This window comes from Limnohabitans sp., from assembly GCF_040401135.1.
Taxonomy (GTDB): Bacteria; Pseudomonadota; Gammaproteobacteria; order Burkholderiales; family Burkholderiaceae_C; genus Limnohabitans.
On record NZ_JBBAOV010000029.1, the window covers coordinates 1 to 22,501 of the forward strand.

Consider the following 22,501-nt stretch of genomic DNA (forward strand, 5'->3'; position numbering starts at 1 on the left):
AGATTTGCTATTAACCAGTCACACTCAAGACAGAAGTGGCTGTATCGCTTGAAAGGGGTGTTGGAATAATATCGATAAAAAAATGATTTATGTAATATTATCGATGTTACGTTTCAATCACTTAAGAAAGAAAAAGGATGTCCACCTCGCCCCCATCCGTTGCGATGACACAAACCGTGACCTTTGAGGCTATGCAGAGTTTTGCGCATGCGACCGACCCTCGTTTGGCTGAGGTCATGTCCTTGTTGGTGAAGCATCTGCATGCCTTTGTGGCGGAGTCCAAGCTCACCAAAGAAGAGTGGTTGCGTGGCTTGGATTTTCTCAACGCTAGCGCGGCCATCACGACTGAAGAACGCAATGAGTTCAGCTTGTTCTCAGACATCATGGGTATTTCATCGATGGTGGACGTGGTGTCTCAACCGGAGGGCGGTACCCCTAGCAGTGTGTTGGGCCCGTTCCACAACCATGACTCTCTTCTTCGCCCCAATGGGGTGGACTTGACTGACGCGCAACCCGGCGAACGTGTGTGGTTTCATGGCCGAGTGGTGGACAGTCATGGCCAAGCGATTGCACAAGCGCAAATTGATTTTTGGCAAAACGCCGACAACGGCTTGTACCCTGCGCAAGATCCTGAACAAGACCCGCACAATTTGCGTTGCAAGATTGCTTGCGATGCTGCGGGCAACTTCAATTTATTAACCATTCGTCCGCATCCCTACACCGTACCTACCGATGGGCCCGTGGGTGCCTTGCTGGCGGCAAGTCGACGCAATATTTGGCGACCCGCCCACTACCACGTCATCGTCAGCGCGCCAGGCTATGTGGGCTTGGTTACCGAGCTGTTTCCCAAAGGTTCAGACTACATCGACAACGACACCGTGTTTGGCGTTCGCCCCGGTTTGATCGTGCCCTTTGAGCCCTGTCACGACAGTGAGGTGGCGAAACGTTTTGGGATTGATGCACCGTTCTTAGAGGTGACTTACGAGTTTCAGTTGGTCAAGCAGGGTTGATTCCCTGGTTGCACGTTTGATGGTTGTTCACATAAAGGAGAGGGTTATGTTTCAAATATCTCAACGCACAAAGTTGTGGGGCTGCTTGATGCTCGGCAGCTGTATGAGCGCGACCAGTTGGGCGCAGTCAGAGTGGCCCAAGGTTAAGCCTGTCACCTTGCTGGTGGCTTTTGCACCAGGGGCTTCCACCGACATCGTGGCAAGGTCGTTGTCGCAAAAAATGTCAGAGATTACGGGCGGCAACTTCATCGTTGAAAACAGAGGTGGCGCAGGGGGCAACATCGCGACCGCCCAAGTTAAAAGGGCTGCCCCAGATGGTTACACCGTGTTGGTGCACAGCGTGGCCTTTGCGGTCAATCCCTCGTTGTATGTCGATGCTGGCTACGACGCTTTGAAAGATTTTGCGCCGGTGGCGCTGGGCCCCAAGACGCCCAACATCTTCACCGTGAACCCCAGCGTGCCAGTGAAGTCTTTGCCTGAATTGGTCGAGGCTGCCAGAAAGACGCCCCTGAACTACGCCTCGTCTGGTATTGGTACCACCACGCATTTGTCGATGGAACGTTTGAAAATGGCAGCGAAGATTGACATCGTGCATGTCCCTTACCAACCTGCTGCTGCTATCAATGCCGTGGTGGCCGGGCACACCCAAATTGCGTCGACCTCCATGCCACCTTCAGTGCCCATGATCAAAGCTGGCAAGCTCAAAGCCATTGTGGTGACCAGTGCCATGCGATCGCCGCTGCTGCCCGATGTGCCTTCGATCACAGAGTTTGGCTACAAAGAGTTTGACGACTACACCTGGTTTGGTTTCTTTGTGCCCATTGGCACGCCACCTGCGGTGGTGGAGCGTTTGAACAACGCCATCAACCGCGCCATGGAGTCCACAGAAGTGGTGGACCGGTTTACACAGTTGGGCATGTCAAGCACGTCTAATAGTGTGGCGGAGTTCAATACCTTCTTGCGTGCCGAAGTACCCAAGTGGGCTGCCGTGGTGAAGAGCTCAGGGGCCAAGGCCGACTGAGCCCTTTTTCTCAGCAACGGTTAGGCGCGACCTAGCATGCGCAAAGCGTTGCGGCTTTCAATGGCGGTCAGGTCGTTCATGCTGAAACCCATGGCCATCAAACCTTTCACATGGTCCAAAGACGTGCGGTAAGGGAAGTCGGTGCCAAACACCACCTGCGACACATCGACCAAACTCAGCAGCGACAGCAGTGCGCCGGGGTGCGCAGCTTGCGCCGTGTCGTAGAAGAAAGTGCGCAAGGTGGGCACTACTTGTTCGCTGGGCAAGATCTTGCCAAAGTTGGCATTGAGCTTGGCCAGCAACACCAAGCGCTCTACCAAGAACGGCATGGTGCCGCCCGCATGCGAGAAGATGAACTTGATGTCTTTGCACCGCGTGGCTGTGCCGCTGAACAGCAAGCTGGTGATGGTGCGCGTGGTGTCGGTGGCGAACTCGATGGTCGAGCCCGGCACACCCTCTTGCAAGTTTTGGCAACACTGCGTGTTGGAGGGGTGGGTGTAGACGATCAGCTTGCGGCGGTTGATCTCGTCCATGATGGGCGCAAACGATTTGTCGCCCAACCACTTGCCGTTGTAACTGGTGAGCATGGCAATGCCGTTGGCCTTTAGCACATCGCAGCTGTAGGCAATCTCGGCCAAGGCGCCGTCCACATCCAGCATGGGCAGCGTAGCAAAGAAACCAAATTTCGTTGGGTTATCGCGCGCGAGTTGTGCGCCATATTCATTGCTGATGCGTGCCATGCTGCGCATGGTGGCAGCATCGCCAAAACCCGCGGCTGGTGTGGTGGGGGAGGTGATGCTGTAAGTCACGCCAGCCTTGGCCATGTCGTCCAAGGTTCTGTTGAGCGACCAGTTGCGTGCCGGTGGCTCGGCCAGTTTGCGCGCTTCGAGTTCTTTCAAATAGGCGGGGGCCCACACATGGTGGTGCACGTCGACCAAGGCGCGCTTGGCGTCCGCTGGCAAGGGTGCGTCTTTGGATGAGGTGGCGCACGAGGGCAGCACAGTGGCTGCGGTGGCGGTGAGCAAGCCGGTTAAAAAACTGCGGCGTGGTGCGCAGTGGTTGCAAGAACTGTCGGTGGTGGTGTGAAACATCGAAGCCTCCTGGTGGTTTGGGTTATTGCGTGAAGTCCACGCGTGTCGCTAACTTTTTATTCATGGCAATTTCATCGGAAATGACTTTGCCAAACTCTGCAGAGCTTGAGCCTGCAGTGGCAAAACCTTGCTCGGCAAACACTCGTTTGATCTCTGGGTCTTCCAGCAGTTTGTTGACCTCCGTGCGCATGCGGCTGACGTGTTCTGGGGGCGTGCCAGCAGGAAACCAAAAGCCATACCAAGGTGTGTAGACAAAGCCTTTGACTGCGGCTTCGTCGATGGTGGGCACGTCAGGCAATTCGCTCCAACGTTTGCGGGCGGTGATGGCCAGGGCTTTGAGCTTGCCGGCTTTGATCAAGGGCAACACGGCGGTGGGAGCGCCAATGACAAAGTCAATGCGTCCCGCGACCAAGTCGTTGAGAGATTGGCTCACGCCTTTAAAAGGCACATGCGTCATTTTCACGTCGGCGCTGCTAGCTAAAAACTCGCCCGCGAAGTGCATCACGTTGCCCACGCCGCCAGAACCAAAGGTGTATTTGCCTGGGTTGGCTTTGGCATCTGCGAGCAACTCTTTCAAATTTTTCGCGGGTAGGTCAGGACGCGCGGCCACCACAAAGCCCACGCTGTTGGCCACCAAGGTGATGGGCGCAAAGTCTTTGAGGGGGTCGTAGGACAAACTGGCCGACACCACAGGCAAGCTGGCGTGGCTGGATGAGGTGTTGAGCAGGGTGTAGCCGTCGGCTGCCGACTTGGCCACAAAGTCGGTGCCAATGGCACCGCCCGCGCCTGCGCGGTTGTCAATCACGATGGGTTGCCCCAAGCTTTGCGACAAGCGTGGAATGAGCGTGCGACCAATGAAATCCATCGGTCCGCCCGCAGCATAAGGGATGACCATTTTGATGGGGTGGTTGGGGTAGTCGCGCACCGGCGTTGGCTGCGCCTGAGCTTGCATGGTTGACAAGCAAAGTGCGATGGCGCTGAAGTAGAACTTGATCATGCGAGGTTCCTATTGGGTGCGGATTGGAAGAACTTATTGCTCATCGGCGATGGGATTTGACAAAGTGCCGATCCCCTCAATCTCAATCTCACACACATCGCCGGGGGCCATCCACACAGGGGGTGTGCGTGCGTAGCCCACACCAGCAGGGGTGCCTGTGATGATCACGTCACCGGGCTCTAAAGTCATGCACTCGGTGATGATGCGCAACGACTCCACCACGTTCCACAAAAAGTCTTTGGTGTTGGCGTCCTGCATGACTTTGCCATTCAGGCGCGACTGAATACGCAGACCTTCGGCGCCCGGCGGTAGCTCATCGGGTGTCACCAGCCAAGGTCCGAAGGGACCCGTGCCATCAAAGTTTTTGCCAATCGTCCATTGGTTGGCTTTGCGTTGGTAATTGCGAATACTCGCGTCGTTGAAGCATGAATAGCCTGCCACGCAAGACAGGGCATTGGCTGCAGTCAGGTGGCGTGCACGCTGTCCGATGATGACGGCCAATTCCGCTTCGTAGTCAAGTTCGGTGGATACCTTGGGACGCAAGATGGGGCTTTGGTGACCCACCATGGAGGTGGCGCCGCGCAAGAAAAAGCTCGGGTATTCGGGGCGTGCATTGCCGCCTTCTTTGGCGTGGTCGGCGTAGTTCAGACCCATACAAACAACCTTGCCAGGGTTGGGAATCAGCGGCAGTAAACGCACGCTGGCCAAGGCCAGGACAGCGGAAGCGGGTGCCTTCTGGGCGGCAGCATGTGCAGCAGCCATCGCACCTGGTGTGGCGATCAGCGTTTTTAAATCGGTGGGCAAAGAAGGGTCAACAAGATGCAGGTCTACAAAGGAAGTGGACGAGGCATCTTTGATCCAACCTAACTTGCCTTTGCCGTGTGATTCGAAACTCAAAAAACGCATTTTTATCCTTGATGTTTGAGTGGGGCGTGAGTCGAATAATATCGATATTTTCAATACTACGAAACATTTATCGATTAATATTCTGCCCTATGACTACTGATGTTTCTTTCGAACCCGCCTCGTCCCTGACCCTCAGCACCTATGAGCGTTTGCGCGCGGATGTCCTGAATGGCCATTGGTCGCCCGGCTACAAACTGGGCATTGAGGCCTTGCGTGAGCACTACGACAGCGGTGCAACACCTGTGCGCGAGGCCTTGAACCGACTGGCGGCGGAGGGATGGGTGCAGCATCTGGATCAGCGCGGCTTCATCGTGACTCCTGTGAGTGAAGATGCGCTGCGTGAATTGGCGACCACGCGCGTGTGGGTGGAGACGCTTGCCCTGACCCAATCCATGCAGGCCAGTTCGCCACATTGGGAGGAGCGCGTGGTGCTGGCCTTGCACCGACTTTCTAAAACCAAACGTTCGCTGCAAGCGGATGCTTATGTCGAAAACCCTCTTTGGGAAAAACTGCATCGTGAATTGCACATGACTCTGATCAGCAATTGCGGCTCTCGTTGGTTGATTGGTTTTTGTGAGCAGTTGTATGACCAAGCCTATCGCTACCGTCAATTGGCGGTGAGGACGTCTTACAAGCGGCGCCAAGAATTGGATGAACACAAGGCGGTGGTCGATGCGTTGTTGGCTGGTGACGTGGCGCGGGCTTGTAAAAAACTCACGGCGCACTATGCCAAGACGACTCAAATTATTTTGAGCAGTGGAGCGACCGAGAAATGACGACAGATACCCCCCAAATCACCCGGCTGGGAGACGACTTTCGTTGGCCAGGTGGTAAGCGTGTGGCTGTTATTTTCAACATCGCCTATGAAGCTTGGTCTGATGGTCAAGCCCCTGGTATTGGTCCGATGGGCAATGTGCTAAAGCCTGGTTTTTTTGACACCAATGCGTTTTCATGGGGTAGCTTTGGCATGGTGCGCGGAATACACCGGCTGCTCGATTACGCGGACAAACGCGGCGTCAAAACCAGCATCATGGTGAATGGCGTACTTGCTGAACGCGACCCTGACACCGTCAAGTCTTTGTATGCGCGCGGACACGAAATCGTGAACCACTCATGGGGCATGGATGTGATCCCCGTTTATTTTGATGAAGCGCAAGAGCGCGAAAACATTCGCAAAAATGACGAGATCTTGACCCGTGTCGCAGGCGTCAAACCCAAGGGCTGGATCAGTCCGCGCGGAACGGGTAGCTTGATCTCGCCGCGCCTGTTAGCTGAGGCAGGCTACATCCATCACGGCGATTGCAATGACGATGACCGTCCCTATGTGATGAACTTTCATGGCAAGCGCATCGTGGCGATTCCGCTCACGATGGATGTCAACGATCTGCCCACTTGCATTCGCTATGGCCATGGGCCTCGGCACATGCTCGATGCATTCAACGACACCTTTGCTGCTATGCGCGAACGTGAAACGGTGCCTTTGATGTTGGATGTCACAGCCCACACACATGTCATGGGCCGCCCTTCGGGCGCTTGGGTGTTTGACGAGATCATGGCCATCGTGGCCCAACACCCCGATGTGTGGGTTACCACGCGTCAAGCCATGGCTGAATATGTTTTGAAGGAGACCCCATGATGCATCGACGTTTCGCACTCTCTTGTTTCTTGGCACTCAGCATGGCTGGGCATGCACAGGCACAAAGCCCCACCGGCTATCCCAACAAACCCGTGAAGTTTGTGGTGGCCTTCGCGCCCGGTGGCCCTGCCGACATCATTGCTCGGTTGCTCGGCCAGCGCTTGTCCGACAGCATCGGTCAGCCCGTGGTGATCGAGAACAAAGCTGGCGCAGGCGGAAGTTTGGCCAGCGGCCTTGTGGCCAAAGCCCCGGCTGATGGCTACACCTTGATGCTCAATACCAGTTCGTTTGCCGTCAATGCCAGCTTGTCTAAAAATGCGAGCTTTGATGCGGAAAAAGATTTTGTGCTGGCGAGTGTGGTGGCCTCAAGCCCCAACTTGTTGGTGGCTTACCCAGGGCTCAAGGCCAAGAACTTGCAAGAGATCATGGTCGAGGCGAAGTCGGGTAAGTTAAATTACGGCACAGCGGGGGCGGGCACCACCCCGCATTTGACAGCGGAATATCTGTTCAAGGTGTTGGGCAAAGTGAACGTCACGCACATTCCGTTTCAAGGGGCTGGCCCTGCATTGGCGGCCACCTTGGGTGGTCAAGTTGAAATGGCTAGCGTGGCTTTACCGGCCGCTGTCGAAATGGTCAAAGGTGGCAAATTGCGCGGCTTGGCAGTGACCAGTGACAAGCGTGTGGCGTCGCTACCCGATGTGCCAACTGTGGCTGAGTCGGGCTTTCCCGGTTTCGAGGACTACACCTGGGTCGGCGTTTTTGCTCCCAGTAAAACTTCAACAGAGATCGTGAATTATTTGAATCTAGAGATCAGCAAGATTTTGCGAAGTGCCGATTTTCAGGCCAAGCTAGCGCTTGTAGGGTTTGAGCCCGTGGGTGGCACACCCAAAGAGGCGGCGGACTATCTAAAAGTTGAAATCAACAAGTGGGCCAAAATCATCAAAGAAACAGGCGTCAAGATCGACTAATTCCTAACGCCTAGGGGGCTGCAAACTGCTCCGTACCCACAATGCCGATCTTGGTCAGGCCCTGACGCTGGGCGCTGGCCAGCACACCCGCCACCGCTTCGTACTTGGCTTTGCCTTGGGCTTTGATGTGCAGCTCGGGTTGTGGTTCTTGGGCTTTAGCCTCTAGCAACAGTGCATCGAGTGCAGCGCGGTCGGCCAAGGGCTTGCCGTTCCAGTTGACCACGCTGCGGGCGTCCACCTCAATGCGTACGATGTTGGGTTTCTTGCTTTGTGGCGCTGCGCTTTTCGGCATGTCGAGGTTGACCGAATGCAACTGCACGGGGATGGTGATGATGAGCATGATCAGCAGCACCAACATCACGTCGATCAACGGCGTGGTGTTGATGTCCATCATCACTTCGGGTTCGTCTTGGGTTTGAAGGTTCATCGCCATGATCAGTTCCCCTGAGGGTCGGTGACAAACCGCACCTTGGTCAACCCCGCCATTTGCGCCGCATAAAGCACGCGGCCTACGGCCTCAAAGTCAGCCTTGGCGTCACCGCGAATTTGCACTTCGGGCTGCGGTTTTTTCTCAGCAAATTTTTGCAGCTGCTTGATCAGCTCGGCATTGTTGCGCACCGGCGTGTCATACAAATAGGCTTGGCCTTTGGCGTTGACCGACAAGATGATGTTGTCGGGCTTGGTCTCGCGAGGCTGCTGCACCTCTTGGGGCAGTTCCACTTTGACCGATGTCGTCACCACTGGAATGGTGATGAGAAAGATGATGAGCAGCACCAACATCACGTCCACCAAAGGCGTGGTGTTGATGGTGGTCAGCAGCTCTTCATCACCCCCGCTGGGGCCAAGGTTCATGGCCATGGTTTACTTTTGCGCAGTGCCAGATTCAGCAGAACCCAACAGCACCGCATGCAAGTCTGCGCCAAAGGCGTGCACTTCTTCCATCGCCACTTTGTTGCGGCGCACCAGCCAGTTGTAGCCCAATACCGCTGGCACGGCTACGGCCAAGCCAATCGCGGTCATGATGAGCGACTCGCCCACAGGGCCCGCCACTTTGTCGATGCTTGCTTGGCCCGACATGCCAATCTTTACCAGCGCGTTGTAAATGCCCCAGACCGTGCCAAACAAACCCACGAACGGCGCGGTCGAACCCACCGTGGCCAGCACTGCCAAGCCGTCTTGCATGCGGCTTTGCACGTTGTTCATGGCGCGTTGGATGCTCATGGTCACCCAGTCGTTGAAATTGATATTGCCCAGCAGGCCGGTGTGTTTGCCCGCGCTCTCCAAACCTTTTTCTGCAATGAAGCGAAACGGGCTGTCGGCCTCTAAGCCATCCGCGCCTTGGCGCACATCGCCCGCGTTCCAAAAATTGTTTTGTGCGGTTTTGGCAAATCGCAGCACTCGGCTTTGTTCGGCCAGCTTGGTGAAGATCACATACCAGCTACCCATGCTCATGATGACCAAAATCAGCAGCGTGGCTTTGGCCACCACATCACCTTGCGCCCACAGGGCTGACAAGCCGTAGGGGTTGTCGACAGCTTCTTCAGCCAAAGCGCTGGCGCTGAAAGCCAGCAGGGTGATAGCGGCTGCGGTGCGTGTGAATGCGAGTTGCAACATAGAGTTTCCTTTGGTGTGTGCAGCGCTTATTCCAAGCGCCATCGGTATTGGATGGAAGTCCAACTTTGTTCTGGTTTGCCGTCAACAGTGCCAGGTCGGAACTGGCACTTGGACAGTGCATTGCGTGAGGCTTCGTCCAAGCGGGCAAAGCCCGACGATTTCTCAACGTTGGCTTGCAACACGCGGCCATCCACGCCAATCAAAAATTTCAGCGTAACCGTGCCTTCTTCTTCCATGCGGCGAGAGGCGCTGGGGTAGTCGGGTTTGGCGCAGCTTGCGCCAGCCTGAATTGCTGCGCCTGTGCGAACTGCGGGTGCAGGGGGCGCAGCAGGGACGGGCGCAGCCACTGTTGCTGTCATGGGCGGCAAGACGGGCTGGGTGATGGCCGGCGCGGTACTGGTTGGCGCGGGAGTGGGCAGTGTGGGTGTTTGGGCTGGGGGTGGCGTTTTAGGCGGCGGAGAGGGCGGTGTGGGTGTTGGGGGCACAGCCTCGGTCAACAACACCGCCTCCACCGTGTTTTCGGTTAGGCGCACCACTTGGCGTGCCAAGCCAGACGAAATGGCCCACAACAGCAGCAAGTGAAGCAACACCACCCCGCCGATGCCAATGAGGTGCTTGCGCGGTGAGCGTTGACGCGCAGCATAAGGCGAAGCCGCTTGTTGAGAGATTGACGCTGCGTGTAAAGAGGACGAATAAGACAAGCGAAGATGCTCTAAAAGTTTCGCCAATTTTAGAGGGTCTGCGTGTCACGCCAATGGCAGACCCTGGCAAAGCAAGCAGCCGTTGCACCGATGGCAAAGGCTGCGTTGAGGAGGTGCTTAGACCTGTTTCATGGCGCCTTTAACTTTGCCGCCACGCTCGATCTCGATTTCACCGTAAGTCACATCGCCCGTGACCTTGCCACTGCTTCGCACGATCAACACGTTTTTGCTCGTGATGGACTGGTTCAACTCGCCTTTGACGTCGATGAAATCAGCCTGTGTGGTGCCAGTCACTACGCCTGCCGCGCCAATCAGTACGTCTTTGGCCACCAAATCGCCTTCCACCGTGCCTGAGATGATGGCTTGGTTGGGGGCGTTGATCGAGCCCTTAAAAACCACGCCTGCGCCAATGAAAATGCTTTTGTCCTGGGTGCCTTCGCTCATAAACTTGTCTTTCAGAAATATGAATGCTTTCGAGTTTATATCGTTATTGTGGTTTTCTTCAATTAAATACACCATTTGGCGTATGCGGCGATGTTTATCAGATGAAAATAAAGCCTTATGAAAGTTATCGTTGTTGCCAATCCAAAGGGCGGTGCAGGTAAATCTACCCTGTCCACCAACATTGCAGGTTACTTTGCATCGCAAGGCCATCGGGTCATGCTGGGTGATGCGGATACTCAGCAGTCCTCTAAGTTTTGGCTGACCCAGCGGCCCGACACGCTGCCGCACATTGCCACTTGGGACTTTCAGCCTGACCTCGTGCTCACGGCCAAGCCGCCTCGCGGCACCACACATGTGGTGATTGACACGCCGGGCGGTATCAATGGCTGGCGTTTGCAAGAGGTGATTGAGAGGGCTGACAAGGTGATCGTGCCCGTGATGCCCAGTGTGTTTGACATGCAGGCCACCAACGAATTTTTAAATCAATTGGTGCAAATTACCCAAAAGTTGCCCACGCAAGTGGGCGTGGTAGGCAACCGCGTGGACACGCGCACCATCTCGGCAGGCAACTTGCGAAAGTTCATTGAGTCATTGCAAGTGCCCGTGCTGAGTTACCTGCGCGATACCCAGTATTACTTGCACATGGCGGCGCATGGCTTGTCGATGTTTGACATATCGCCTTCTAAAGTGCAAAAAGATTTAGATCAATGGGAGCCCATTTGTCACTGGCTTGATCAGGATTGAGCCCAATAAAAAACCCGCCAGATGGCGGGTTTTTTTGTGACTTAAAACCTGATCAGTGGTTGTCTGTCAACTGGTCCAAGATGGCTGGATTTTCCAGTGTCGAGATGTCTTGTGTGATGGCCTCGTTCTTGGCCAAGCTACGCAACAAGCGACGCATGATTTTGCCGGAGCGCGTTTTGGGCAAGTTGTCACCGAAGCGGATGTCTTTTGGCTTGGCGATGGGGCCAATTTCTTTGCCCACGTGGTCACGCAAGATTTTGGCAATCGCTTTGGCTTCGTCGCCTGTGGGGCGTGAACGCTTCAACACCACAAACGCGCAGATGGCTTCGCCAGTGGTGTCATCAGGACGACCCACCACCGCGGCTTCGGCCACCAACTCGGTACAGCTGACCAAGGCAGATTCGATTTCCATCGTGCCCATGCGGTGGCCCGACACGTTCAACACGTCATCAATACGGCCAGTGATGGTGAAGTAGCCTGTTTTCTCGTCGCGGATTGCACCGTCGCCAGCCAAGTAGTACTTGCCCTTGAATTCTTCTGGGTAATAGCTCTTTACAAAGCGCTCTGGATCGTTCCAGATGGTGCGAATCATGGAAGGCCATGGACGCTTCACCACCAAGATGCCGCCTTGGCCGTTAGGCATGTCGTGGCCCGCTTCGTCGACCACCGCAGCTTGAATGCCGGGGAAGGGTAAGGTGCAAGAGCCGGGAACCATCGGGGTCACGCCGGGCAGTGGGGTGATCATGTGGCCACCTGTTTCGGTTTGCCAGAAGGTGTCAACGATCGGGCAACGGTTGTTGCCCACGTGCTTGTAGTACCACTCCCATGCCGCTGGGTTGATCGGCTCGCCGACCGAACCCAACAAACGCAGGCTAGAAAGGTCGTAGCTCTTGGGGTGCACCGCATCGTTGGCCTCGGCCAATTTGATCAATGAGCGGATTGCGGTTGGCGCTGTGTAAAAGATCGAGACTTTGTGGTCTTGGATCATCTTCCAGAAACGGCCAGCGTCGGGGTAAGTGGGCACGCCTTCGAACACGATTTCAGTGCCACCCAAAGCCAAGGGGCCGTAGGTGATGTAAGTGTGGCCTGTGACCCAGCCGATGTCGGCGGTACACCAGAACACGTCGTTGTCTTTCAAGTCAAACGTCCACTTAGTGGTCAAGGCTGCGTGCAGCAAGTAGCCGCCGGTGCTGTGTTGCACGCCTTTTGGCTTGCCCGTGGAGCCCGAGGTGTAGAGCAAGAACAGAGGATGCTCAGCACCCACCCATTCGGGTTCGCAGGTGCTGGCTTGCTTGGCAGCCAAGTCGCCCAACCACTGGTCGCGGCCAGCCACCATGGCGATGTCGCCACCGGTGCGCTTGACGACCAACACGTTTTTCACAGAGTCGCAACCACCCAAAGTCATGGCTTCGTCGACGATCGATTTCAAAGGCAGGTGTTTGCCACCGCGCACTTGTTGGTCAGCCGTGATGATGGCGACAGCACCTGTATCTTCAATGCGGTCACGCAACGATTGGGCAGAGAAACCGCCGAACACCACCGAGTGGGTTGCGCCGATACGGGCACATGCCTGCATGGCGGCTACGCCCTCGATCGACATCGAGATGTAGATCATCACGCGGTCGCCTTTTTGGACGCCGACTGATTTCAGTGCGTTGGCGTATTGGCAAGTCTTAGCCAGCAATTGGCTGTAGGTGATCTTGGTCACTTCGCCGCCGTCGGCTTCGAAGATGATGGCGGTTTTGTCGCCCAGGCCTTTTTCAATGTTGCGGTCCAAGCAGTTGTAAGAGGCGTTCAATGTGCCGTCTTCGAACCACTTGAAGAAAGGTGCGTTGCTCTCGTCGAGCACTTTGGTAAATGGGGTTTTCCAGCTCAGCATTTCGCGTGCTTGCTCGGCCCAAAATCCTTCGTAATCAGTCTCGGCTTTTTTGCACAAAGCTTCGTAGGCGGCCATGCCGGAAACGTTGGCTTGTTTAACGAACTCAGCTGATGGCTGATAAATGGTGATGTCGCTCATGAATCTGTCTCCTCTTTATTGGCGGTATCTGTCAAAACCCCGTGACTGTGGGGGGGAGCTCTTACAAGGGTCTGACTGATTCGAGCCTGACAAACCCTTGCATTTGCCTTGTATCAATGTAGTGCTACTTCGCGCCCGATTCGCTAGGCATGAGGTCGGTGAGTACTAGGTGAATACCCAGGTGTTGGTCAATAAAATTTCTCGCTGTTTCCTGCCAGCCGCCTAGCTCGGATTCGTAATGCAGCAGGCCCGGGTCGTCCAGCTGGCCATCGTTGAAGTCGAGCGTGGTGGGGAAACGCAATTGAAATAATTCGTACTCATTTTGGTAAAGCTTGGGCGCTTGTTTGGCCGTGCTTGCGATAGCCCGCAATCGGCCTTGGTGGCTCCAATCGCAAAACAAAATATTGCCCATACGCAGCATCAGCACGCACTGATTGGGAGCGATCTTGCCCAAGATTTTGGCGTAGTTCAACTCGCCTGTGGGGTCGATTTTTTGCAGCGCTTGCACCGCTTGTTCACCCAACGCAATCCAAGCCTCCAAGATGTGGCCGGCGTGGAAGTAGGCTTCCCAAAAACGGCGGCGATAGGGGCCAATCTCGTCGTCGGTGTGACGCAAGATTTCAAAAAACGCATCCATCGTGCGGCTGGTCAGCCAACGGCTGGCGGTTTCTATGGCTTCGCGGCGTACGCCCAGCCAGCCCGCGTGGTTGTGGCGCGGGTCGCCCAAGGTGCGCAGCAGTTCGGACAATAAGGCGTTTTTGAGGTCTTGCGGTGGGTTGCGGTCAAACCAAGGCGATAGCAGGCTGTAGGCAAACTCGTCACGGCACAGCGGATAGCGAAGGCGTTGTGTGGGCTTGCCCATGTCGTGCATGGCCCATTCGCACATGCGCTTCACATAGCTGAGGCTGCTGCGCACTTCTTCGGGGGCTTGCAGGGCTTCGACGAAAGCCTGCTTGCAAAAATTGTTCAGCCAAAAGCCTTGCGTCAGCGCGTGGCGCTCTTGCCATTGCGCCAAGGTTTTGTCGTCGGGCATACCCAAAATGTCATTGGCCACATGCACAGGGCCATTCAGCGGGTCCAGTACATCGAGGGTGGTGATAAGGCGCTCTAAGCCATTGGCCTCTGTCTCTGACAGCGATGCCAGCACGCGTGGGTCTAAAAAGAACTCGCGTGCCGTTTGCGCCAGCTTCAAGAACACCGGGTTCTCTGGGTTGAAGCCTTGCAAATACGTGTGTAACAAACCACGGCCCCACTTGAGCGGGCGTCGTGTGTTCAGCGCTTCGGGCAGGGCCACCTCAAAGTAGCGGTCGGTCAGAGGAGCGTGGGTGTGCAGGCCGCGCTCGGCATCGAGCCACAGCGCATAGGGAATGTGTCGCCAATCACGCTGGCGCGGTGCGGTGCTGCTGGGGGCAAACTGCACACGCTCAAAAGCGCTGTAGGTGCGTTCGCCCACGGTGCGCAAGTCAGGGTCTTTGCCAAAACCACCGCCGCGCTTGGTGCGCGCGGCATGGGCCAGTTGGTCAAAGTCTTGCGGCAGGGGGGCGAAGAACTCTTGCATAGCTATGGATCAACGCACCGTGTCTTGCATCTTCTTCAAGGTGCTGCTTGGGCCTTTGGTGGCGCCCGTCTCGGTGGGCTGAAAGGCCAACACAAAGCGCAGCTCCACTCGCCTGTTTTGGGTGTCGTTGTCTTTGCGGCTGGGGCGTTCGTCGGCATACGAGCTGATGCCAAACACCGGCTGTTCGCGCTCGTTGCGGTAGGTTTGCATGCCCTCTGAGCCCAGCACTTTGTAAACGGCGCGTGCTCGGTCTAGGCCCAAATGCCAGTTGTTGTAGTCACCTCGATGCAGAGGTACCGAGTCGGTGTGGCCTTCAATCAGGATGGTTTCAATCTCCACCTGTTGCGGGTTGGGCGGGCAGTCGTCTGGCAGACGGCGGCGTTGCGAATAAATGTAGCAAGGCAGCACTTGCTGCAACTGCTCGGCCGACTGGCGCAGCGTGCGCACGCCCAAGCTTTCTAGCTCGGCGCTGCCACGTGCAAACAACGTATCGGCAGGCAAGCTGATGACGCCCGACACTTGGTTGATCGTCACCGGCACACCCGCGTTTTGCAGCTTGGTCCCGATGGTGTGCACCACGGTGGCCAGTGGGTCGGCGGGTGGCTCAGGCGGTTGTTCGGGCTTGCGTGAAAGCAGCACCATCACCATCACAATGAAGATGAACAGCAAGCCAATCATCAAGTCACTGGCCGAAGCCATATAACCCGACTCTTCCACCTGCTCGTGGGTCGCTGCGGTGTTGCGGCGTGTTTTGATAAACATGATCTACGAGCGCTACGTTAGGTCTTGGGCGGCAGCGCTTCGATGAACTCGTCCAGCACTTCTTCGAGGTTGGTGATGCTGCCGCTCAGCTGGTTCACCGCGCTGGCCAAGTGTTGGTCCATCTTGGTGTGCAAGTCTGCAATTTGTGTGCTGTAGCCCGACACGCCTTTGGTCAGTGCATCCACCGTACCCGTGAGGGCTTTTTGTGCGTCTTGCAAATGCGAGCGCACATGGCCCAGCGCTTCTTCGGCAGACACGGCGCTTTGTTTCAGCGTGTCCACCGTTTGGCCGAGGGCTTGGTTCATTGGCACAAGTGCTTCTTTAAAGTCGTTGGCCGCAGCGCGTTGCAAGTTGACCGAGTTTTCAATCGAGCTGGCACTGTCTTTGAACTTGTCGGCAACTTGGTCAATCTTGTCGACCGTGCCTTGCAAGCCCGACATGGCACCTTGCACGCTGACAAGGGTTTGGCCAAAACTGCTGAGCAAGGTTTCCATCTGTTGTGTGCCTTGGTTGCCCGCGGTGGCGGCGCGGCCAATGGCGGCGTCTAGGTCGGTCACGGTGGCGCGTGTGGTGTGAATGGTTTGCGCCAACATGTTGACGGCATCGCTGAACGACGCGAGTCCATTTTCAATGCCTTGCGTCATGGCCGCGCCCGCTTTGCTCAGCTCGCCTGCCGCTTGGCTACCCGCGCTGCCAAAGCTCTGACTTGATGCCTGAATGGTGTCGGCCAATGTGCCCAGCTTGTCAAACGCAGGCTGCATGTTGCGCGACAGGGCGTCGCCAATCGCGTTGGCAAAGTCGCCCTCGAAGCGGCGCAGTTGGCTCACCTGTGAACGGTTCTCGTCCAAGATGTCTTGGAACAACGCCAGCTGCATGCGCACGCTGGCTTCGGCTGCGTTGTCTGGCACTTTGGCACGTAGCGTGTGGCAGAGGGTGTCGATGCTGGACTGCAAGTTTTCCAGCGCCACTTTGGCGCGCCAGTTCCACACCAGCGAACACAACAAGCCCGCGATAGAGGTGATGAACTTGCCACCCGCTGTGGCAATGAGCGACTGCAAGGCTTGGTCTTGTTGGCGCGCAGATACATCGAGCGCATTAAGCGCCAAGCCTGCTTGCTGTAACGCCACGGCCAAGAAGATGAAGGTACACATCAAGCCAAAACCAATCAACAAATTGGGCATGGTTTCGAACAAGGCCAAGTTCATGCGGCCGCCTAAAACGCTGCGCACGGTCCATGTGTCGGCGTGGCTGCGAAAGCTGTAGCTGCTGCGTGGCCCCTGGCTCACACCGTGTTGCGTGGGCAGGTCAATCAAGCCAGCCTCGGTCTCGCGTAACAAAAACTTCAGCTCGTTGTCGGTGGTTTTGCTTTCGGCCAGTGCCAGCGCTTCGCGGCTGCTGCCTTGGCTAGCACCCAGGCGTGCGTCCAGCGCCACCACCTCAGCGCGCACTTGGCGAATGCGCGAAGCCCACACGCCGAAGCTGATGAGCGAGAACACAACAATCACGGCCGCAATGGCCAGTGGCACAGCCAACTGTTCGAGTTGGGCGAGGTATTGATTCATAGGCATGGCTCTATTGTGAACAACTTAGTTTCCCAATCCCCCGCTACGCAACACGCGTCGCGCACAGCCGTTCCACAACACACCCAGTTGCGGTGCCCACAGCGTTAGACGCTTTTTGGCCCGCGTGAGGCCGGTGTACACCAGCTCGCGAGTCAGCACGGGTGACTCTTGTGCGGGGATGACCAGCAACACATGCGCAAACTCCGAGCCCTGCGATTTGTGCACCGTCATGGCAAACACGGTTTCCACACTGTCGAGGCGTGAGGGCATGACCCAACGCACGCCACCATCCACGGCAGGGAAGGCCACGCGCAACACGCCGTCCTGCCCAGGAAGACACAGACCGATATCGCCGTTCATCAACTCTAGCGCGTAGTCGTTGCGGGTCACCATCACGGGGCGGCCTGCATACCAAGGAATTTGGCCCAAGCCTAGTGCTTGCTCGACTTGTGCGTTGAGCTGCGTCACACCCAGCGGGCCTTCGCGCACCGCGCACAACACACAAAACTCGGTGAAGGCTTTGAGCAACGCCACCGCTTGTGCATCGCTGCACGATGCGGCTGGCGCAGTTTTGCTAGGGCGGTGTGCGTCTAGCAATGCCAGCCAATTGCGCCATCCGTAGCGCAGGCTCACGGCCAGCTTGGGGTCGCTGGCGCTGGCCAGTTGCAGGCGCGTCACGTCGGGTTCGGGTGTGTTGCCACCCTCGTCAAGGTGCATGCTTTGTTGCAAAGGCAAAGTTGCTAGCCAATCGGGTGCAACTTTCCAAAGCGCTTTGAGCGCGGGCGTGTTGTCGGCTACGTCTGCATTGACAGCGCGTGCCCATTGGCCAATGCCACTCTTGGCATCAAAGCGGTGGCTGTGAATGAGCGTGACGGTTTGGCGTTTCAGCAACGTGCCCGTGCACAGTTGCGACATCACCGCACCGGCTTCCACCGAGGCCAGCTGGTCCTTGTCGCCCAGCAAGATCAGGCGGGCGGTGGGCGGCACGGCTTGCAGCAGGCGGGCCATCATCTCTAGGTCGATCATCGACGCTTCATCGACTACCACCACATCGGTGGCCAGCTGATGCACCTGCGTGGCTTTGCTATTGGTTTGCAACAAGCGGTGCAGTGTTTGCGCTTGAGTGGGAATGTGCGCCTGCACATTGGCGGGCATTTTGGTGCGCGCGTTGCTGATGGACTCGGTCAAACGCGCCGCCGCTTTGCCCGTAGGCGCAGCGAGGTGAATTTGCAATTCACGCGATGACGTGCCCACCAAGAGCGACAGCAGCTTCACCACTGTGGTGGTCTTGCCCGTGCCGGGCCCACCCGTGATGAGTGTGATGCGGTTTTGCGCTGCCACCTCGCAGGCGAGGCGCTGCATGTCGGGCTCGCCATCGTCGGCTGGTTTGAACAGTGCGTCCAAGCGTTGCTGCAAATCAGCAGGCACGTCGCACGGCAGGGCCAAACGCTGTGCAATGTTGGTACGGATGTTTTGCTCGGCAGTCCATGCGCGGCGCAGGTAAAGGCGTGCGCTTGTTGATGCGTCAGTTTCGCTATCGGTCAGCACCAAGGGGCTGGCATCGCCCTGCGTCCATGGCAATGTGCTGGCGGCTTGATGCAGGTCTGCGGGCAGGGCAGCGGTTTGTTCTTCATTCCAGCCTAGCAATGCAGCCGCTTGCGTTTGCAAAGTGGCAAGGTCAAGGCACGCATGGCCTCGTCCCCATTGATGGCTAGTGAGCGCCGCCAGCCACAAGTGGCGTGGGTCGTCACTAGGTTGCTTGCTGTGCAACAAGTTGGCCAGTGATTTGTCCAAGCCCGTGAGGGGTGTGGCTTGGGCCCAAGGCGATTGCAGCAATGGAGAGAGGGTGCTTGTAATCATTCGTAATGCGACCACATGCGAAGCACCTTGATTGTTTTTTCGTTTTGCAACACTTCGTAAACCAATCGGTGTTGAATATTGATGCGGCGTGAGTAGGCACCGCTCAGGTCGCCCACTAGCTTTTCATAGGGCGGCGGATTTTGAAATGGGTTGCCTTTGACGATGGCAAGAAGTTCTTGGGCTTTAACTTTCAAACCACTAGCGGCCAGTTTTTGCGCGTCTTTTTGCGCATGCTTGGCGAAAACAAGTTGCCAGCTCACCAGTTCAAATCCTTGGCGCATTGGTCGATGGGCTCGGCCATTCCTTCTTTGATGGACTCACGCATGCCAGGCACAGCCAGCAAATGCAAGGTCTCCTGAATGGCGTTCCAATCTTGCGCAGACAACAACACGGCGTCATTGCGTTTTCCCGCAATTGCAATGGGTTGATGTGATTCAGCAGTTTGATCCATCAGTTTGTAAAGGTTGGCGCGTGCTTCGCTTGCGGTGAGTGATTGCATGTTGTGCTCCCAGAGGGCCGAAGCGTACGGCATTTGGTACGCGTCGTCAACTTTTTACTGTCATGGCCAAGAAATTGCAGATGTGTTGGACGAGTTGCTCACGCGCTCTTAGGAGTAATCAATCACCAGCGAATAAGGTATCCAAGGCTTCAATCAGCTCCTGCGGTGGCTGCTGCAAATGCACCCCCGCACCATCAGAGTGAATACCACGCAAGAAGATGTACACCGCGCCGCCCATGTGCTGTGCGTAGTCGTAGCCGGGCAGGCGCACTTTGAGCAAGCGGTGCAGGGCCAAGGTGTAGAGCACGTATTGCACTTCGTAGCGTTTGTGCAGCACGGCGTCTTGCAGGGTGGCGCTGTCGTAGCTGGGTAGTTTGTTCGACTTGTAGTCCACCACCCAGTAGCGGCCATCGTGTTGCAGCACCAAGTCCATTGAGCCGGTGAGCATGCCTTGCATCACACGCGCTTGCAGAGCAGGGCGTGGTGTGCCTTCAAACACATGGGCTTGAATGAGTTGGTCTAGCGCGGTGGCGCTGACGTGAGCCACCTCTAGGTTGAACTCCATCTCGGCCCACATGTGCTCGGTGCTGAGTTCGCACAGCGTCAACGGTGCAGCGTTTAGCTCATGCAAAGGCAGCGGTGTTTGCACCACGGCTTGCAGCCACGGTTCAAGCTGTGCGCGTGGTGCGTCATCCAGTTGCAACCAGCTGGCTTTGCGCTCAAGCAAGTTAGCCCACGCTTGTTTGGCCCATGCGGGCGCGTTGTCAGTTGCCACAGGCCAATTGTTTTGCGACAGCCATTCCAACAAGTCGTGCAGCAGTGTGCCGTAGCGCGCACCAGCGGGAAAGGTTTGCCACGCGCTGATGCTTTCGGGTTTTGGCGCAGGTGCTGTTGCTGCTGCGGTTGCAACCAATGCATAGGACTGAGCATCTGAGGTTGCGTCTGTGATGGCGTCGGCCACCGATTCGTCGCGTTTCGATTCCGACACCAGCCCTCGCGTGATGGCGCTAAAGCTGGCCGTCCACCAAAGGCTGTGGTGCGTGCGTGTGGGTGTCAGGGCGTCTTTGGGTGCGCTGATGGCAGCGGAGGCTTGGTAGCGGATGCCTTGCAATTCTGGCAACGCCGCCAATTGGATTTGCGGGTATGAGCCCCACAAGGCTTGCAACTGATTGCTTAGATCGCCGCGCTCTTTGCGCATCAGCAATTGCGACAACGCACTCAGCTTTAAATCGCTCTTGGTGGTGGCCTTGCTTAAATCAAATTTGGTTTCCGCCACGCCCACCCACAAACCGCGTTGCGCACGGGTGAGGGCCACATACAACAAGCGCATGTCTTCTTCTACCGAAGTGGTGGTGGGGTCGTTGTCGTCCTCGCCTTGGCCTTCATCTTCTTGTGCGAAGTTGGTGCTGGCTTTTTTCTCCACGCCAAACGCGCCAACAAACGGCACAAACACCAGCGGGTATTGCAAGCCTTTGCTCTTGTGATAGGTGATGACTTTCACGCACAAGGCATCGGTTTCTAGGCGGGCTTGCTGCGCATCGCTGTCGTGGTGTTGGCTTTGTATTTGTTCGCCCAGGTAGCGCACCAGCGCGTGTTCGCCTTGCAGGCTTTGCTCGACGTTTTGCAGCAACTCACCCAAGTGCAGCAGGTTGCTCAGGCGACGTTCTCCATCAGGCTGGGCCAACATGCGCTGCGCCACGTGTTGGCTGTGAAGCCACTGGTGCAACATGGGCAGCACGCCGTGTTGTTGCCACAGGCCGTGCCATTGGTAAAACTGTTCTAGCAGTTGCTCCCACTGCGCTTCGTCTTGGGTGGTGGCCAGCACCTCGTGCAAGTCCAGCGCCCACAAGCGGCTGCCCACAGCGGCACGCACCCATCCCGTTTGGCGAGGCGAAGCCACCGCACGCAACAAGCGCCACAAGTCTGTGGCCTCAGTCGATTGATACACGCTGGTGTGGTCCGACAAATACACACTGGGGATGTGCCGCGCACGCAAAGCGTGACGCACGGCATCGGCTTGCTTTTGGCTGCGCACTAGCACAGCCATGTCGCCGGGGGTGGCTGCGCCTTTATTCAGCAGATCTGCCATTTGGTCGGCAAACACTTGTGCGGTGTGGTGCAAGTAGTTGGGGCTGCTCACTACTTCGGCATCACCCTCATTCTTGCCTATGGGGTGCATTTGCCACACGGTGAAGGGTGGGCATTCTTCGCCGTTCACCTCCAGCGCAGGCTCTTTGCCTTGGGCCGACACTTCCACAAACTCAATATCGCCTTGTGTTGATGCAAATGGTTTTTCTGTTTGCATGAACACATGGTTCACCGCTTGGACCAATCCCACGCTTGAGCGGTGGTTGCCAGTGAGGGTGTGCAGCGCGTCGTTATTCGTCGCTTGCGCATCGCTGCGCGCTTGCAAATACGTGCCCAAGTCCGCACCACGGAAACTGTAGATGGCTTGCTTGGGGTCGCCAATCATCACCAGTGCGTTGGCTTCGTTGCAGGCGTCTGGCGCATAGATGCGGTTGAGCGTGCCGTACTGCCAGGGGTCGGTGTCTTGAAACTCGTCCACCAACGCCACGGGGTATTGCTGGCGAATGGCGGTGGCCAATCGGCCATCGTTGGCCATCACGGCGTGATGTAGGTTTTGCAACAGGTCTGAAAAGTCAAACGCGGCGCGTTGTGTTTTGGCGGCTTTGTAGGCATCGCCCACGGCGTGTGCGGCGTGCAGGGCAATGCGTTTGTCGGTGTCGGGTTTGTTGTTGAGCAGTTCAACGTGGTGTTGCAATGCAGTGAAGAACGCAAAGCCTTCGGCCTCGGCCCAGCCGTTGGCTTTGAGTTCGGTGTTGGTCAGGCGAGCCAATGTTTTGGTTTCAACTTTTGCGCCCAGTTCGGCCCACTCTTTCAACGCTGCCGACCACTTAAGTAAGTTGGGTCCAGTGATGCCTCGGCCGCGGATGGCCTTGGTTTCTATGGCGGTTTGCAGGGCTTGCCAAGCAGCGTTGTTCCAAGCGTCACGCGCAGTTTGCGCTGTCGCCGCTACCTTGGCTTGCCAAACCATGTGCGTGTCAATGGCTTGTGTGGGCGTGATGTCGGGGGTAACCACCTCGCGTGGTT

The 22,501-nt window shown here is 56.7% G+C and carries 22 protein-coding genes; 6 read left to right on the forward strand and 16 right to left on the reverse strand.

What is annotated here, in order from left to right; translation table 11 throughout:
• Positions 1-137 precede the first annotated feature (137 nt).
• Together ABWP81_RS08770 and ABWP81_RS08775 are read left to right on the forward strand one after the other, a co-directional pair.
• Positions 138-1,010 carry a dioxygenase family protein gene (locus ABWP81_RS08770; protein ID WP_353141143.1) on the forward strand — a complete coding sequence of 291 codons (873 nt, stop codon included), beginning with the start codon at positions 138-140 and terminating at the stop codon, positions 1,008-1,010.
• 46 nt (positions 1,011-1,056) lie between these two features.
• The gene (locus ABWP81_RS08775) at positions 1,057-2,031 is read left to right on the forward strand and encodes a Bug family tripartite tricarboxylate transporter substrate binding protein (protein ID WP_353141145.1); all 975 of its coding nucleotides are present in this window, start codon (positions 1,057-1,059) and stop codon (positions 2,029-2,031) included.
• Positions 2,032-2,051: 20 nt separating this feature from the next.
• On the opposite strand, the gene ABWP81_RS08780 is transcribed toward ABWP81_RS08775, so the two are convergent.
• The 3 genes from ABWP81_RS08780 to ABWP81_RS08790 are packed head-to-tail and all read right to left on the reverse strand — an operon-like array spanning position 2,052 to position 5,025.
• Positions 2,052-3,122: an amidohydrolase family protein gene (locus ABWP81_RS08780; RefSeq protein WP_353141147.1), complete on the reverse strand. Its 1,071-nt coding sequence runs from the start codon at positions 3,120-3,122 to the stop codon at positions 2,052-2,054.
• Positions 3,123-3,144: 22 nt separating this feature from the next.
• Entirely contained in the window at positions 3,145-4,119 is a 975-nt protein-coding gene (locus ABWP81_RS08785) for a Bug family tripartite tricarboxylate transporter substrate binding protein (protein ID WP_353141149.1), read from the reverse strand.
• 33 nt (positions 4,120-4,152) lie between these two features.
• Positions 4,153-5,025 (reverse strand): fumarylacetoacetate hydrolase family protein, encoded by an 873-nt coding sequence (locus ABWP81_RS08790; RefSeq protein WP_353141151.1) that lies wholly within the window; start codon positions 5,023-5,025, stop codon positions 4,153-4,155.
• Between the two features lie 89 nt (positions 5,026-5,114).
• Between ABWP81_RS08790 and ABWP81_RS08795 the strand changes: the two genes are divergently transcribed.
• From ABWP81_RS08795 to ABWP81_RS08805, 3 genes are read left to right on the forward strand one after another with little or no spacing between them, the layout of a single operon-like run.
• Positions 5,115-5,801: a GntR family transcriptional regulator gene (locus ABWP81_RS08795; protein ID WP_353141153.1), complete on the forward strand. Its 687-nt coding sequence runs from the start codon at positions 5,115-5,117 to the stop codon at positions 5,799-5,801.
• A complete protein-coding gene (locus tag ABWP81_RS08800; protein WP_353141155.1) occupies positions 5,798-6,661 on the forward strand; it encodes a polysaccharide deacetylase family protein in 864 nt (287 codons plus the stop codon). The genes ABWP81_RS08795 and ABWP81_RS08800 overlap by 4 nt, the downstream gene beginning before the upstream one ends.
• Positions 6,658-7,629 (forward strand): Bug family tripartite tricarboxylate transporter substrate binding protein, encoded by a 972-nt coding sequence (locus ABWP81_RS08805; RefSeq protein ID WP_353141157.1) that lies wholly within the window; start codon positions 6,658-6,660, stop codon positions 7,627-7,629. Before ABWP81_RS08800 ends, ABWP81_RS08805 begins: the two co-directional genes overlap by 4 nt.
• 10 nt (positions 7,630-7,639) lie before the next feature.
• On the opposite strand, the gene ABWP81_RS08810 is transcribed toward ABWP81_RS08805, so the two are convergent.
• The 5 genes from ABWP81_RS08810 to ABWP81_RS08830 form a co-directional block, all read right to left on the reverse strand.
• Positions 7,640-8,062 (reverse strand): ExbD/TolR family protein, encoded by a 423-nt coding sequence (locus ABWP81_RS08810; RefSeq protein WP_353131671.1) that lies wholly within the window; start codon positions 8,060-8,062, stop codon positions 7,640-7,642.
• Positions 8,063-8,064: 2 nt separating this feature from the next.
• Entirely contained in the window at positions 8,065-8,487 is a 423-nt protein-coding gene (locus ABWP81_RS08815; RefSeq protein WP_353141159.1) for an ExbD/TolR family protein, read from the reverse strand.
• Positions 8,488-8,490: 3 nt separating this feature from the next.
• Positions 8,491-9,243 carry a MotA/TolQ/ExbB proton channel family protein gene (locus ABWP81_RS08820; protein ID WP_353141161.1) on the reverse strand — a complete coding sequence of 251 codons (753 nt, stop codon included), beginning with the start codon at positions 9,241-9,243 and terminating at the stop codon, positions 8,491-8,493.
• 26 nt (positions 9,244-9,269) lie between these two features.
• The gene (locus tag ABWP81_RS08825) at positions 9,270-9,944 is read right to left on the reverse strand and encodes an energy transducer TonB (protein WP_353141163.1); all 675 of its coding nucleotides are present in this window, start codon (positions 9,942-9,944) and stop codon (positions 9,270-9,272) included.
• Between the two features lie 117 nt (positions 9,945-10,061).
• Positions 10,062-10,388: a bactofilin family protein gene (locus ABWP81_RS08830; RefSeq protein WP_353131667.1), complete on the reverse strand. Its 327-nt coding sequence runs from the start codon at positions 10,386-10,388 to the stop codon at positions 10,062-10,064.
• Positions 10,389-10,505: 117 nt separating this feature from the next.
• Between ABWP81_RS08830 and ABWP81_RS08835 the strand changes: the two genes are divergently transcribed.
• Complete coding sequence (locus tag ABWP81_RS08835) at positions 10,506-11,132, forward strand: ParA family protein (protein ID WP_353141165.1); 627 nt, start codon at positions 10,506-10,508, stop codon at positions 11,130-11,132.
• A 52-nt stretch (positions 11,133-11,184) separates the two neighbouring features.
• Here the strand turns inward: ABWP81_RS08835 and acs are convergent, their stop codons facing one another.
• The 8 genes from acs to recB form a co-directional block, all read right to left on the reverse strand.
• Complete coding sequence (acs, locus tag ABWP81_RS08840; RefSeq protein WP_353141167.1) at positions 11,185-13,149, reverse strand: acetate--CoA ligase; 1,965 nt, start codon at positions 13,147-13,149, stop codon at positions 11,185-11,187.
• Between the two features lie 124 nt (positions 13,150-13,273).
• Positions 13,274-14,707 (reverse strand): EH signature domain-containing protein, encoded by a 1,434-nt coding sequence (locus tag ABWP81_RS08845; RefSeq protein ID WP_353141169.1) that lies wholly within the window; start codon positions 14,705-14,707, stop codon positions 13,274-13,276.
• A gap of 9 nt (positions 14,708-14,716) precedes the next feature.
• Positions 14,717-15,469, reverse strand: coding sequence for an OmpA/MotB family protein (locus ABWP81_RS08850; RefSeq protein ID WP_353131662.1), 753 nt, complete (start codon positions 15,467-15,469; stop codon positions 14,717-14,719).
• Between the two features lie 17 nt (positions 15,470-15,486).
• Positions 15,487-17,037 (reverse strand): hypothetical protein, encoded by a 1,551-nt coding sequence (locus ABWP81_RS08855; RefSeq protein ID WP_353141171.1) that lies wholly within the window; start codon positions 17,035-17,037, stop codon positions 15,487-15,489.
• Positions 17,038-17,055: 18 nt separating this feature from the next.
• Entirely contained in the window at positions 17,056-18,891 is a 1,836-nt protein-coding gene (gene recD, locus ABWP81_RS08860) for an exodeoxyribonuclease V subunit alpha (protein WP_353141173.1), read from the reverse strand.
• Positions 18,888-19,151, reverse strand: coding sequence for a Txe/YoeB family addiction module toxin (locus ABWP81_RS08865; RefSeq protein ID WP_353131659.1), 264 nt, complete (start codon positions 19,149-19,151; stop codon positions 18,888-18,890). The genes recD and ABWP81_RS08865 overlap by 4 nt, the downstream gene beginning before the upstream one ends.
• A complete protein-coding gene (locus tag ABWP81_RS08870) occupies positions 19,148-19,390 on the reverse strand; it encodes a type II toxin-antitoxin system Phd/YefM family antitoxin (RefSeq protein ID WP_353131658.1) in 243 nt (80 codons plus the stop codon). The genes ABWP81_RS08865 and ABWP81_RS08870 overlap by 4 nt, the downstream gene beginning before the upstream one ends.
• 118 nt (positions 19,391-19,508) lie before the next feature.
• Positions 19,509-22,501 (reverse strand): exodeoxyribonuclease V subunit beta (gene recB / locus ABWP81_RS08875; protein WP_353141175.1); only part of this gene is annotated, 2,993 nt, incomplete at its 5' end.